Annotated in this window: 12 protein-coding genes; 4 read left to right on the forward strand and 8 right to left on the reverse strand. The window is 65.5% G+C overall.

Going from position 1 to position 12805, the window contains the following annotated elements; all coding sequences use genetic code 11:
* Nucleotides 1-329 precede the first annotated feature (329 nt).
* From PJW05_RS00850 to dibA, 6 genes are all read right to left on the reverse strand, one after another.
* Nucleotides 330-1325, reverse strand: a complete 996-nt coding sequence (locus PJW05_RS00850; protein WP_271410059.1) for a sulfate/molybdate ABC transporter ATP-binding protein — start codon at nt 1323-1325, stop codon at nt 330-332.
* A gap of 5 nt (nt 1326-1330) precedes the next feature.
* Nucleotides 1331-2203 (reverse strand): sulfate ABC transporter permease subunit CysW, encoded by an 873-nt coding sequence (gene cysW / locus PJW05_RS00855; RefSeq protein WP_271410060.1) that lies wholly within the window; start codon nt 2201-2203, stop codon nt 1331-1333.
* Between the two features lie 10 nt (nt 2204-2213).
* Nucleotides 2214-3032, reverse strand: coding sequence for a sulfate ABC transporter permease subunit CysT (gene cysT, locus PJW05_RS00860; protein ID WP_271410061.1), 819 nt, complete (start codon nt 3030-3032; stop codon nt 2214-2216).
* Nucleotides 3033-3238: 206 nt separating this feature from the next.
* Complete coding sequence (locus PJW05_RS00865) at nt 3239-4234, reverse strand: sulfate ABC transporter substrate-binding protein (protein ID WP_271410062.1); 996 nt, start codon at nt 4232-4234, stop codon at nt 3239-3241.
* 134 nt (nt 4235-4368) lie between these two features.
* Complete coding sequence (gene oscA, locus PJW05_RS00870; protein ID WP_271410063.1) at nt 4369-4551, reverse strand: sulfur starvation response protein OscA; 183 nt, start codon at nt 4549-4551, stop codon at nt 4369-4371.
* Nucleotides 4552-4701: 150 nt separating this feature from the next.
* On the reverse strand, nt 4702-6606 hold the full coding sequence (gene dibA / locus PJW05_RS00875; protein ID WP_271410064.1) for a phosphodiesterase DibA: 1905 nt from the start codon (nt 6604-6606) through the stop codon (nt 4702-4704).
* Between the two features lie 174 nt (nt 6607-6780).
* Between dibA and desA the strand changes: the two genes are divergently transcribed.
* Nucleotides 6781-7965 (forward strand): delta-9 fatty acid desaturase DesA, encoded by a 1185-nt coding sequence (gene desA, locus PJW05_RS00880; RefSeq protein WP_271410065.1) that lies wholly within the window; start codon nt 6781-6783, stop codon nt 7963-7965.
* Between the two features lie 220 nt (nt 7966-8185).
* On the opposite strand, the gene PJW05_RS00885 is transcribed toward desA, so the two are convergent.
* The gene (locus tag PJW05_RS00885; RefSeq protein ID WP_271410066.1) at nt 8186-8389 is read right to left on the reverse strand and encodes a hypothetical protein; all 204 of its coding nucleotides are present in this window, start codon (nt 8387-8389) and stop codon (nt 8186-8188) included.
* 88 nt (nt 8390-8477) lie between these two features.
* The gene (locus tag PJW05_RS00890) at nt 8478-9443 is read right to left on the reverse strand and encodes a LysR family transcriptional regulator (RefSeq protein WP_271410067.1); all 966 of its coding nucleotides are present in this window, start codon (nt 9441-9443) and stop codon (nt 8478-8480) included.
* A gap of 149 nt (nt 9444-9592) precedes the next feature.
* Between PJW05_RS00890 and PJW05_RS00895 the strand changes: the two genes are divergently transcribed.
* The 3 genes from PJW05_RS00895 to PJW05_RS00905 all read left to right on the forward strand — a co-directional run bounded on the left by PJW05_RS00895 (nt 9593) and on the right by PJW05_RS00905 (nt 12734).
* Nucleotides 9593-10654: an HlyD family secretion protein gene (locus PJW05_RS00895; RefSeq protein ID WP_271410068.1), complete on the forward strand. Its 1062-nt coding sequence runs from the start codon at nt 9593-9595 to the stop codon at nt 10652-10654.
* A gap of 4 nt (nt 10655-10658) precedes the next feature.
* Complete coding sequence (locus PJW05_RS00900) at nt 10659-11687, forward strand: DUF2955 domain-containing protein (RefSeq protein ID WP_271410069.1); 1029 nt, start codon at nt 10659-10661, stop codon at nt 11685-11687.
* 75 nt (nt 11688-11762) lie between these two features.
* The gene (locus PJW05_RS00905) at nt 11763-12734 is read left to right on the forward strand and encodes a GGDEF domain-containing protein (RefSeq protein ID WP_271410070.1); all 972 of its coding nucleotides are present in this window, start codon (nt 11763-11765) and stop codon (nt 12732-12734) included.
* Nucleotides 12735-12805: the final 71 nt, after the last annotated feature.

The raw sequence follows: 12805 nt of genomic DNA on the forward strand, positions 1-12805 counted from the left end.
ATGGATGCCGGCACAGCCTACTGCGCCGTGGGCTACAAGCTACTACCCGAAAGAGTGATTTACTGTGGGCGAGTCGATTCTTTCAGTCGCCGGCCGCCAGCACGGCGCTGTCGCTTCAGATCAGGCCACGCAGGGCCAGGTCGCTGCCGAGCAGCAGCAGGCCGATGAAGAACCAGCGGCGGAAGCGTTCGGCGCTGATGCGCTTGCGCAATCACTGGCCGCCGGCCATGCACGTTGCGGCCGGTGCCGGTATCCCGTGGCGCGCCGCTGGCCCTGCGCGAAGCGCGCACCTGCTATGACCCTATGGCCGGGGAGCTGGCGGTCGGGATCTACACGCGCATGGCCGATGCCGACTGCCAGGCCTTGGGCTTGAAGTACAGGGTTTCGCCACGCACCAGGCCCACCAGGCTGTCGTGGTCCTTGACCACTTCGGCCTCGATCAGCTCGTCCTGGCCGTCCACCCTGAGGGTTATCCGAGTGATGGCGCCCAGGGGGCGGATATCGCGGACCTCGGCGGCGCGGTGTTCGGCCACTTCCTGGCGCGACAGCGACACCTCGTGGGGACGGAACAGCAGATGCCGGTCTTCGCCCAGGTGCAGGCGGTTGGAGTCGCCGAGGAAGTGGTAGACGAAGTCGCTGGCCGGGTGCTCGTAGACCTCGCCCGGCGCGCCGATCTGCTCGATCACGCCCTTGTTCATCACCACGATGCGGTCGGCCACTTCCATGGCTTCTTCCTGGTCGTGGGTGACGAACACGGAGGTCAGGTTGATCTCTTCGTGCAGGCGCGCCAGCCAGCGGCGCAGCTCCTTGCGCACCTTGGCGTCGAGGGCGCCGAAGGGCTCGTCCAGCAGCAGGATTTTCGGCTCCACCGCCAGGGCGCGGGCCAGGGCGATGCGCTGCCGCTGGCCGCCGGAAAGCTGCTCCGGGTAGCGGTCGGCGAGCCAGTCCAGTTGCACCATGTTGAGCAGCTCGTGGACCTTCTCGGCGATCTGCTTCTCGCTCGGGCGCTCGCGCTTGGGCTTCATGCGCAGGCCGAAGGCGACGTTGTCGAACACCGTCATGTGGCGGAACAGGGCGTAGTGCTGGAACACGAAGCCGACGTTGCGATCGCGCACGTCGTGCCGGGAAACGTCCTCGCCGTGGAACACGATGTTGCCGACGTCGGGGGTTTCCAGGCCGGCGATGATCCGCAGCAGGGTGGTCTTGCCGCAGCCGGACGGGCCGAGCAGGGCCACCAGCTCGCCGCTGTGGATATCCAGGTTGATCGCGTCGAGGGCCTTGAAGGCGTTGAAGTTCTTGCTGACGTTGCGGATTTCAATGCTCACGGTGGTTACTCCTCATCAGCATTCGACTTGAGGCGGGACAGACGCGATTCGCTCCACTGCTTGAGCAGCAGGATGCCCAGGGCGAGCACCAGCAGCAGGCTGGCGACGCTGAAGGCGGCGACGTGGTTGTACTCGTTGTAGAGGATCTCGACATGCAGCGGCAGGGTGTTGGTGACGCCCCGGATATGCCCGGACACCACCGACACCGCGCCGAACTCACCCATGGCCCGCGCGGTGCAGAGCACCACGCCGTAGATCAGACCCCATTTGATGTTCGGCAGGGTCACGTGCCAGAACATCTGCCAGCCGTTGGCGCCGAGCAGGCGCGCGGCCTCTTCTTCCTGGGTGCCCTGTTCCTGCATCAGCGGGATCAGTTCGCGGGCGACGAAGGGGAAGGTGACGAAGAGGGTCGCCAGGACGATGCCGGGCACGGCGAAGACGATCTGGATGTCGCGGTCCTGCAACCATTCGCCGAAGTAGCCCTGGGCGCCGAACAGCAGCACGTAGATCAGGCCGGCGATTACCGGGGAGACCGAGAACGGCAGGTCGATCAGGGTCACCAGCAGGCTCTTGCCGCGGAATTCGTACTTGCTCACGCACCAGGCGGCGGCCACACCGAACACCAGGTTGAGCGGGACGGAGATGAACACGGCGAGCAGCGTCAGCTTCAGCGCGGAGAGGGCGTCCGGCTCGAAGATGGCGCTGAAGAAGGTGCCCAGGCCCTGCTTCAGCGCTTCGCTCAGCACCACCAGCAGGGGCAGCAGCAGGAACAGGGCGAAGGCCAGCCAGGCGGCGGCGATCAGGATGCGACGACCCCAGGCACTGCCCCGGCGGGCGGCGTTGGCGGAGGCGGCGGCGGTCAGGCTTGCGTGACTCATGGCGCGCTCCTCACGGGGTTTCAATGCGGCGCTGCAGCAGGTTGATCAGCAGCAGCAGGATGAAGGCCACCACCAGCATCAGCACGCCGATGGCGGTGGCGCCGGTGTAGTCGTACTGGTCCAGCTTGACCATGATCAGCAGCGGCAGGATTTCGGTCTTCATCGGCATGTTGCCGGCGATGAAGATCACCGAGCCGTACTCGCCCACGCCCCGGGCGAAGGCCAGGGCGAAGCCGGTCAGCCAGGCCGGCAGCAGGGCCGGCAGCAGCACATGGCGGAAGATCTGCAGCGGCCGGGCGCCCAGGCAGGCGGCGGCTTCCTCCACTTCACGGGGGATGTCCGCCAGCACCGGCTGCACCGTGCGCACCACGAAGGGCAGGGTGACGAAGGTCAGCGCCAGGGTAATGCCCAGCGGGGTGTAGGCGATCTTGAAACCGAGGTCGGTGGCGAACTGGCCCACCAGGCCGGCCGGCGCGTAGAGCGCGGTCAGGGCGATACCGGCGACGGCGGTCGGCAGGGCGAAAGGCAGGTCGACCATGGCGTCGATCACTTTGCGGCCGAAGAAGTCGTAGCGCACCAGCACCCAGGCCAGCAGCGTGCCGATGATGCCGTTGAGCAGGGCGGCGACCAGGGCGGTGCCGAAACTGAGCTTGAGGGCGGCGAGCACGCGGGGGGCGCTGATGATGGCCCAGAACTGGACCCAGGTCAGCTCGGTAGTCTTGAGGAACAGGGCCCCCAGTGGGATCAGGACCAGCAGGCTGAGATACACCAGGGTGTATCCCAGGGTCAGCCCGAAGCCGGGTATGACCGGGGAGATGCGTCGTGACATGTTCTGTCCTTACTCTGCGTTGGAACGCTTGGTTTCTCCGGAACCGGCCCCGTCGAGCCGCTTCCAGCAAACAGGCCCGATCCGTGGATCAGGCCTGGTTCTGCTCCTTCCCTGGAGTCCCTCGATGGGTTTCGCTCCGCTCTACCCATCCTACGAGGTACACCGGGCTCCGTAGGATGGGTAGAGCGGCGCGAAACCCATCAACGTTATTGCGCCTGGTAGATCTGGTCGAAGACGCCGCCGTCGTTGAAGAACCTGGGTTGCGCTTCCTTCCAGCCGTTGAAGTCCTTGTCCACGGTCACCAGGTCGAGTTTCGGGAATTGCCTGGCGAACTCGGCCGCGACCTTCTCGTTGCGTGGCCGGTAGAAATGCTGCGCCGCGATGCGTTGGCCCTCCTCGCTGTACAGGTACTGCAAGTAGGCTTCGGCGACCTTGCGGGTGCCCTTCTTGTCGACGTTCCTGTCCACCACCGCGACCGGCGGTTCGGCCAGGATCGACAGGCTGGGCGCGATGATCTCGAAGTTCTCGCCACCCTGTTCCTTCAACGCCAGGAAGGCCTCGTTCTCCCAGGCCAGCAGCACGTCGCCGATCTGGTTGTTGACGAAGGTGATGGTCGAGCCACGGGCGCCGGTATCCAGCACCGGCACGTGCTGGTACAGCGCTTTCACGTACTCCTGGGCCTTGGCGTCGCTGCCGTATTCCTTCCTGGCCCAGGCCCAGGCGGCGAGGAAGTTCCAGCGGGCGCCGCCGGAGGTCTTCGGATTCGGGGTGATGACTTCCACGCCCGGCTGGGTCAGGTCGCCCCAATCCTTGATGCCCTTGGGGTTGCCCTTGCGTACCAGGAACACGATGGTCGAGGTGTAGGGCGTGCTGTTGTCGGGCAGGCGCGCCTGCCAGTTTTCCGGGATCAGCTTGCCGAGTTTGTGCAACTCGTCGATGTCACCGGCGAGCGCCAGGGTCACGACGTCGGCCTTGAGGCCGTCGATCACGGCGCGGGCCTGTTTGCCGGAGCCGCCATGGGACTGTTGCACCTTCACAGCCTCGCCGCCCTCGGCCTTCCAGTGCTTGGCGAAGGCGGCGTTGTAGGCCTGGTAGAGCTCGCGGGTCGGGTCGTAGGACACGTTGAGCAGTTCGGTGGCGGCGGCCGGGCCGGCGATCAGGGCGCTGGCGAGGGCGGCGAGAGCGAAGCGGCGAATCGACATGTTCAAGCTCCTGAAGCGGGGTATTTCCAAGGTGTTGGCTTGGGCTGTGGGTGGGGTCGTCGATGCGCCCTCCGGTGTTCCGGTCGGGCCTCAAGCCGGCTGCGCTTGGCTCGCGTGGCTTGAGTGGCTTTGGGTCAACTGTGGCGATTGGTCGGTTGCTGTAGGCGGAACTTTTCCTTGCGCTCGATCTGCACCACCTGGCCGTTGTGCACGGTGATCTCCACCGAGCCGAAGCGCAGGCCGTGCAGGGCGCTGCGGATTTCGCGGAGGATGCTGGCGTCGTCCTGGCCTTCCAGGCTGCGGAGGGTCCCGCTCATGATCGTGCTCCTTGAAGAGAGGGGCGCGGTGAAGGGCACCGCGTGGCGTGGAGCGAATCTTAAGCAGGTGCTGATTATTCTTAAAAATACTATTTAAGAATTTTTATATAACCAAAGTTCCTGTTCGAGGGGCGTGCCGACGCTGTGGGCTCAGGCATCCGTCCAGAGCCGCTCGGCGTCTTCCGCCGGCAGCGGACGGCTGAACAGGTAGCCTTGGCCGTAGTCGCAACCCAGGTCGCGGAGGAAGTCGGCCTGGGCGGTCTCCTCGATGCCTTCGGCCAGCACGCTGAGGTCAAGGCTGTGGCCCAGGGCGGTGACCGCGCGGGCGATGGCGATATCGTTGCGGTCGCCCGGCAGGCCGCGGATGAAGCTCTGGTCGATCTTCAGCTTGTGCACCGGCAGGCGCTTGAGACGCTGCAGCGAGGAGTAGCCGGTGCCGAAGTCGTCGATGGCCAGGCGCACGCCCAGGTCGCGCAGGCGACCGAGCAGCGCTTCGGCGGCGTCCGGGTCTTCCATCACCGCGCTTTCGGTGATTTCCAGTTCCAGGTGCTTCGGCTCCAGGCCGGTGGCGGCCAGCACCCGCGCGACTTCGCCGTCCAGCTCGGTACGGCGGAACAGCCGGCAGGACAGGTTGACCGCGACGAACGACAGTGCCCGTCCCTGTTCCAGCCAGCGCTGCATCTGCCGGCAGGCCTGATCCAGCATCCAGAGGTCGATGTTGCCGATCAGCCCACTTTCCTCGGCAATGGGCAGGAATTCGCCGGGCGGCACCAGGCCACGTTCGGGATGTTCCCAGCGCACCAGGGCTTCGAAGCCGATCAGGCGGCCGTCGCCCAGGCACTGGATGGGTTGGTAGTGCACCCGCAGCTGGTCCTGTTCCAGGGCCCGGCGCAGGGCGCCGACCAGCTCGATGCGCTGGCGCGCCTGCTCGGTCAACTCCTGGCTGTAGAAGGCATAGAGGTCGCGGCCGGTGCTCTTGGCCTTGATCAGCGCCGAGTCGGCGTTGCGCATCAGTTGCTCGACGTTGGCGTCATCGCTGGGAAACAGGCTGATGCCCAGGCTGGTGCTGATGAACAGGTCGTGACCGCCGAGGCGGAAGGGCGTGGCCAGTTCGGTGCGGATGCGCTCGGCCAGGTCGGCGGCCTGCTCGGCCTGGGGGCAGTCATCCCAGAGCAGGCCGAACTCATCGCCGCCCAGCCGGGCCAGGGTCATGCCGCCTTCCAGCAGGCCCTGCAGGCGTGCTCCGACCATCTTCAGCAGCAGGTCGCCCTGGGAATGGCCGAAGCTTTCGTTGATGTGCTTGAAGTGGTCGAGGTCGAGCAGCAGCACGGCGCCGTGTTGCTTCTCGCGACGGGCGCGTTCCAGCACCTGTTCGACGCGCTCGGTGAACACCAGGCGATTGGGCAGGCTGGTCAACGGGTCGTGGTGGGCGAGGAAATCCAGTTCGCGCTGCGAGCGCTTGATGGCACTGATGTCGGAAAACACCGCCACGTAATGGGTCAGCTCGCCCTGTTCGTCGTGGATGGCGCGGATGTTCTGCCAGAGCGGGTAGATTTCGCCGTTCTTGCGCCGGTTCCAGACTTCGCCACTCCACTCCCGGCGGTTCTCCAGGGCGTTCCACATGGCCTTGTAGAAAACCGGGGTGTGCCGGCCGGAGCTGAAGATGCGCGGGTTCTTGCCCAGCACCTCGGCCTCCTCGAACCCGGTGATGCGGGCAAACGCGCGGTTGACGTGAACGATGCGGCTCCCGGCGTCGGTGACCAGCACGCCTTCCTGGGTGCTGTCGAACACCGCGGCAGCCTGGCGCAGGCTGCTTTCGTGGGCGCGGCGGGCGTCCAGGTAGACCTTCAGGTGGCGCAGGTGCAGGCAGACCAGGGCGAACAGCAGCAGGCTGGTGATCAGTACGAAGAGCAGCCCCTTGGCGGTGCTCAGTTCGGCCAGCAGTTCGCGGTCGCTCACCAGGGCGACCAGCAGGCGGTCGCTGAACAGCACCCAGAGGCTGGCGAGGATGAAGTAGGGCAGCACCAGTCTCAGGGCGCTGAACTTGGAACGCATGGGCTGCGGCCTTTCCGGCATGGGTCTGACGCGAAGGGACGCATTATAGGGGGCAACCGACGACCGGGGGGCTTCTATCTAAAAGACGGGATGGTTTTCCATGGTGGCTTTGTGATAATCCGTCCCTGGTTTGTCCAACAAGCCCCGATTCCTTCATCCGAGGCAATGCGATCCATGTGGTACAACGGTTTACTCGACCTGTCGCTTTGGCAACTGGTGGCGGTCACCCTGGTGCTGACCCATATCACCATCGTCAGCGTCACCGTCTATCTGCACCGCTACTCCGCGCACCGCTCGCTGGAGCTGCATCCCGCGCTCAAGCACTTCTTCCGCTTCTGGCTGTGGCTGACCACCGCCATGAACACCCGCGAGTGGACCGCCATCCACCGCAAGCACCACGCCAAGTGCGAAACCGCCGACGATCCCCACAGCCCGGTGGTCAAGGGCGTGTGGACGGTCCTGCGCAAGGGCGCCGAGCTCTACCAGGAAGAGGCGAAGAACGAAGAAACCCTGCGCATCTACGGCAAGAACTGCCCGGATGACTGGATGGAGCGCAACGTCTACAGCCGCTTCCCCATCGGCGGCGTGACCCTGATGGCGCTGCTCGACCTGGCGCTGTTCGGCGCCGCCGGCCTGACCATCTGGGCCGTGCAGATGATGTGGATCCCGGTCTGGGCCGCCGGCGTCATCAACGGCCTGGGCCACGCCATCGGCTACCGCAACTTCGAATGCCGCGATGCCGCCACCAACCTGGTGCCCTGGGGCATCCTCATTGGCGGCGAAGAGCTGCACAACAACCACCACACCTACCCGAACTCCGCCAAGCTCTCGGTGAAGAAGTGGGAGTTCGACATGGGCTGGGCCTGGATCAAGCTGTTCAGCCTGCTGCGCCTGGCCAAGGTGCAGCGCGTGGCGCCCATCGCCCACCGCGTGGAAGGCAAGGGCAGCCTGGACATGGACACCGCCATGGCCATCCTCAACAACCGGTTCCAGATCATGGCCCAGTACCGCAAGCTGGTGATCGCGCCGTTGGTGAAGCAGGAACTGGCCAAGGCCGACGAGTCGGTGCGTCATCTGTTCCGCCGCGCCAAGCGTCTGCTCTCGCGCGAGACCAGCCTGCTGGACGAAGGCCACCAGGCGCGCATCGCCGCCATGCTGGAGCAGAGCCAGGCGCTCAAGGTGATCTACGAGAAGCGCCTGGCGCTGCAGCAGATCTGGGTCAAGACCAGCGCCAACGGCCACGAGATGCTCGAAGCCATGAAGCAGTGGGTACACGACGCCGAGGCCAGCGGCATCCAATCCCTGCGTGACTTCGCCGAGCAACTGAAAACCTACTCCCTGCGTCCGGCCGCTGCCTGACGCACTGCGCACGCGAAAAGGCCGGCAGCGATGCCGGCCTTTTTGCTTTCTGGCGCTTTCCCACAGGCCGAACCCGCGGTTCGGTTGGAGCCGTAGCGGTCCCGCCGACGATTCCGATGCCGACAAAAAAGGCCGCTCATCATGAGCGGCCTGAACCGGACGTCGATTAAGGAGCTGTCACGCATCAACGTCAGGAGGTGGAGAACGGGGTGGGCCGGGATCAACTGTCCTGGCGGGAGTCTGACGGCTTCTGCTGGTCGGCGCCTTGCTTGACGATGGCGACCTGGTGGGCGGCTTCGGCGCGTTGTTCGGCCAGTGCTGCATTGCGCGCAACAAATGAGCCGGACTCTTCAGCAAGGGTCAGTTGGGAGAAAAACAGGGAAAATACAGCGAAAATGGCAGTAAAAATCGTATTACGTTGCATAACTTGAGCCTCTCTGTGGCTTCTGGTGAAACATGGCGCCATCTTAGGGAGGCCGTTAACGGCTAAAAATAGTGGTTTCAGTGAATAACTATTTCTCTCTGCGCAACAATTTGGCGCTGTCCGCCCAATACCCGGAATCTTCCAGCAGGGCCTCATCCTGGCTCAGCAGCGGCGGCAGCTCGGCTTTGAGGAACTCCACCCAGGTCTTGATCTTGGCGTCGAGGAAGCGCCGCGACGGGTAGATGGCGTAGATGTTGCGCTCGCGCAGGCGGTACTCCGGCAGCAAGCGCAGCAGCTTGCCCTCGCGCATGGGCGGGCAGGCGACGAAGGAGGGCAGCAGGCAGATGCCCATGCCGGCCTGGGCGGCCTTGGCCAGGGATTCGGCCACGTTCACCTGGAAGCTTTCGGCGGGCAGCACGTTGAATTCGCCTTCCTCGCCATCGAATAGCCAGCTGTCCTCGTAGAGCGGGTCCAGCAGGCGCAGGTAGCGATGCTGCCGGAGGTCCGTCGGAGCGGCGGGCACGCCGTGCTTCTTCAGGTAGCCGGGCGCGGCGCAGAGCACACTGAACATCGGGCCGAGCACCTGGGCCACCATCTGCGAGTCGGGCAGTTCGCGGGCGAAGGTGATGATGACGTCGTGGCCGTCTTCCAGCAGGTCGGGGGTGCGCTGGGACAGGGTCAGTTCCACCACCACTTCCGGGTAGAGCTCGGTGTAGCGCGCCACCAGCGGGGTGAGGTGCTGCAGGCCGAGACCGGTCATGGTGTGCACACGCAGGCGGCCGTGGGGCTTGAGGTGCGCGCCGCGTGCCTCGGCGGCGGCTTCGTCCACTTCGCTGAGAATCTGCCGGCAGCGCTGCAGGTAGCGCTCGCCCACTTCGGTCAGCGCCAGGCGGCGGGTGGTGCGATGCAGCAGGCGCGCCTGGAGCTGCTGCTCCAGCTCCGATACCAGCCGCGACACCTGGGCGGTGGACAGGTCCATGGCCTGGGCGGCAGCAGTGAAGCTGCCGGTGTCGATCACCCGCACGAACACCCGCATGCTGTTGAGTGTGTCCATTGTTACTCCCTGTGTAAGGCTGCTTCTCGCTAAGGCGGGATTATCCACGAATCTCGGATAAATATACTGCGCTCCATGAGCGGCAGCGGTCGAGGCCCTGTCGTTCTCGTCATTCCGCCCGCGCTCTGCGCGGGCCCTTCGAGGTACGCATGACTCCGGATCAAAGATTCGCCCGTCGGGTCCAGGCGGCTATCGTCCTGTTCGTCCTGCTGTTCGCCTACTTCCTGGTGGCGGACCTGTGGATGCCCATTACGCCCCAGGCACAGTTGACCCGCCCGGTGCTGCGCATCGCCGCGCGGGTGGATGGCCAGGTGCTGGACGTGGTCGTAGCCAACAACCAGCACGTCGAGGCTGGCGAACTGCTGTTCCGCCTGGACCCCGAGCCCTATCGCCTCGCCGTGCAGTCCGCCGAACTGGCGTTGGAGCAGGCCGGGCAGGACAACCGCCAGCTCGATGCCAGCATCGCCGCCGCCCGTGCCGACCAGGCTGCCGCCCGGGCGTCGGCCAGCGAGTTGCAGCGCGAGACCGACCGCCTTGCTCGCCTGGTGCGGAGCCAGCACGTGTCACGCCAGCTCTATGAGCAGACCGAAGCCCGGCGCGAGGCCGCCGAGGCACGGTTGGCCGCGGCCGGGGCACAAATTCGCGAACTGCTCGCCCGGCGCGGCGCGGCGGGCAAAGACAACCTGCGCCTGCGCCAGGCGCGCAATACCCTGGAGCAGGCCCGCCTGCGGCTGGCCTACAGCGAAATTCGCGCCGAGCGCGCCGGCACCCTGAGCAACCTGCAGCTCTCCGCGGGCGCCTTTCTCCACGCAGGCAGCCCGGTCGCCGCGCTGGTGGCGGACGAGGCGGACATCAGCGCCGACTTCCGCGAAAAAGCCCTGCGCTACGTGCGCCTGGACGATAGCGCCTCGGTGGTCTTCGACGCGCTGCCCGGGCAGATCTTCGGGGCCAGGGTCAGCGCTATCGACGCCGGTGTGAAGGAAGGTCAGCTGGACGCCAACGGTGAGCTCGCCGCCCCCGCGATATCCGACCGCTGGGTGCGTGATGCCCAGCGCCAACGCCTGCATGTCAGTCTCACCGAACAACTGCCCCAGGCCCTGCCCAGCGGCGCCAAGGCCACGGTACAGCTCTACCCGCGCGATTCGCACCTGGCGGACCTGTTCGGCCACCTGCAGATCGCCCTGATCAGCATCCTGCACTACCTGTACTGATCCCATGAACCGGCGAACCGTCCTGACCGAGAATGATCTGCGCCAGTGCCTGCGCCTGGCCGGCGGCGGCACCCTGGGGCTGTTCCTCTGCAAGCTGATGGGTTGGGACAACGGCGCCTTCTTCTGCGTTTATCCCATGCTGCTGCTCGGCCTCACGCCCAGCATCAATGCCCATGTGGTGCGCCAGTTCCTGCTGCAGGCGCTGGTGGTCAGCGGCGAGGTGCTGTTGATCTACGGCCTGTTCGGCGACCGCCCGCAGCTGATAGTGCCGCTGGCCTTCCTCGGCTTTCTCTGGCGTTTCCGCCTGATGGCCCAGGGGCCGCTGTTCATGTTCGGCGCCCTGGGCTGCGTGTTCCTCTCCATGCAACTGCACTTCGCCAGTTACCCGGACACCCACCTCTACGACCTGGTTGCCAGCAACCTGGTGGCCGCCGGCCTCACCGTGCTCATCGCCTGGCTGATGTTCTGGCTGTTTCCCGATGCCGAACCGCGCCCACCCCGGCCGGCGCCGGCGAAGGACCTGCCCAGCCAGCGCCACGAAGCGGTGCTTGGCGCCAGCATTGCCACCCTGTCGTTCATCCTGTTCCAGAGCTTCGACCTGCGCGATTCGCTGTCGGCCCAGGTGGCGTCGATCCTGGTGCTGTTCCCCATGCACTGGAACGGCATCCGCTTCGCCGGCCGCATTCGTGCCCTCGGCACCCTGCTCGGCTGCGCCCTCGGGCTGCTGCTGCAACTGGTGCTCTACAGCCACTACGACGTGCTGCCGCTGGTGACCCTGATGTACTGGACTGCCGCCTTCTGCTGCGCGCGGCTGCATGTGCTGGAGGGCGCGCAGGGCATTGGGTTCGGTGCCCTGACGACCCTGGCCATCGTGTTCGGCCAGTACCTTACGCCGCAGCACGACGTGGTCTATTCCATCGCCTACCGCCTGAGCTCGGTGTGTGTCGCGGTGTTCCTCACCCTGGTGGCGGTGTTCGTCCTGCACCGGCTGCTGAACCGTTTTCCTGCCTTCCGTCATGCCAGTCACGGCTGACCGTCGGCTCGATTGCCGGCCGCACTTTTGCCTGCCTAATCTGTCGAAGGCAGGTCTCTTGAAGGTAGTGGCCGAATGGAAACGTCCCTCGACGCCCCCAGCGAACTGGAAAAACTGACCCTTGCCCTGCTCCACAGCCGGGGCGAGGTGGAGCGTCTGCGCGAGCGCGAAGCCATCTTCAGCAGCCTGCTGGGTGGCGTGAATGCGGTGCTCTGGGCCTTCGACTGGCAAGCCCAGCGGGTCATCTATGTGAGCCCGGCCTACGAACGCCTATTCGGCCGTTCCGCCGCGCTGCTGCTGGCGGACTACAACGAATGGCGCAACTGCATCTACCCCGACGACCTGGACTACGCCGCACAGAGCTTTGCCGAGGTGCTGGAGAAGGGCGCCATCGAAGCCCGCGAGTACCGCATCATCCGCGCCGACGGCCAACTGCGCTGGATCAGTGACAAATGCTTCATCAGCCAGCGTGGTGGCGAGAACCAGCCGACCATCGTCGTCGGCATCGCCGAAGACATTACCGAGAAGAAGCAGCTGGAAGGCGAACTGCACCGCCTGGCCACCACCGATGTGTTGACCAAGAGCAGCAACCGCCGGCACTTCTTCGAATGCGCTGAACGCGAGTTCGCGCATTCCGTGCAGTTCGGCAGCCCGCTGGCCTTCATCCTGCTGGACATCGATGACTTCAAGCAGATCAACGATACCCACGGCCACCAGATGGGCGACCAGGTGCTGCAGCGTATCGCCCAGTGCGGCGCCAACGCCCTGCGCCGGGGCGACCTGTTCGGCCGCATCGGCGGCGAGGAGTTCGCCGCGCTGCTGCCCGGCTGCCCGCCCGACCTGGCCCGGCAAATCGCCGAGCGGCTGCAGCGGGAAGTACAGCGGCTGGGCTTCACCTGCGGGCGCAAGAGTTTTGGCGTTACCGTCAGCCAGGGCCTGGCCAGCCTGCGCGATGACGGCAGCCTCGACAGCCTCTACGCCCGCGCCGACGCGGCGATGTACAAGGCCAAGCGCAGCGGCAAGAACCAGATCGTCCTGGCGGATTGAGCGCGGCGGCGAGCATCGTCCTGCTAGGCAGGCTTATTTGATAAGCATTATCATTTGAGGCCTTTCTTCTC

The sequence above is a fragment of the Pseudomonas sp. Q1-7 genome, assembly GCF_028010285.1.
GTDB lineage: Bacteria > Pseudomonadota > Gammaproteobacteria > Pseudomonadales > Pseudomonadaceae > Metapseudomonas.

Coding starts and splice junctions, on each gene's coding strand:
- desA (WP_271410065.1), top strand. CDS start 6,781: ATGTGGTACAACGGTTTACTCGACCTGTCGCTTTGGCAACTGGTGGCG.
- PJW05_RS00890 (WP_271410067.1), bottom strand. CDS start 9,443: ATGGACACACTCAACAGCATGCGGGTGTTCGTGCGGGTGATCGACACC.
- PJW05_RS00895 (WP_271410068.1), top strand. CDS start 9,593: ATGACTCCGGATCAAAGATTCGCCCGTCGGGTCCAGGCGGCTATCGTC.
- dibA (WP_271410064.1), bottom strand. CDS start 6,606: ATGCGTTCCAAGTTCAGCGCCCTGAGACTGGTGCTGCCCTACTTCATC.
- oscA (WP_271410063.1), bottom strand. CDS start 4,551: ATGAGCGGGACCCTCCGCAGCCTGGAAGGCCAGGACGACGCCAGCATC.
- PJW05_RS00885 (WP_271410066.1), bottom strand. CDS start 8,389: ATGCAACGTAATACGATTTTTACTGCCATTTTCGCTGTATTTTCCCTG.
- PJW05_RS00900 (WP_271410069.1), top strand. CDS start 10,659: ATGAACCGGCGAACCGTCCTGACCGAGAATGATCTGCGCCAGTGCCTG.
- PJW05_RS00905 (WP_271410070.1), top strand. CDS start 11,763: ATGGAAACGTCCCTCGACGCCCCCAGCGAACTGGAAAAACTGACCCTT.
- cysW (WP_271410060.1), bottom strand. CDS start 2,203: ATGAGTCACGCAAGCCTGACCGCCGCCGCCTCCGCCAACGCCGCCCGC.
- cysT (WP_271410061.1), bottom strand. CDS start 3,032: ATGTCACGACGCATCTCCCCGGTCATACCCGGCTTCGGGCTGACCCTG.
- PJW05_RS00865 (WP_271410062.1), bottom strand. CDS start 4,234: ATGTCGATTCGCCGCTTCGCTCTCGCCGCCCTCGCCAGCGCCCTGATC.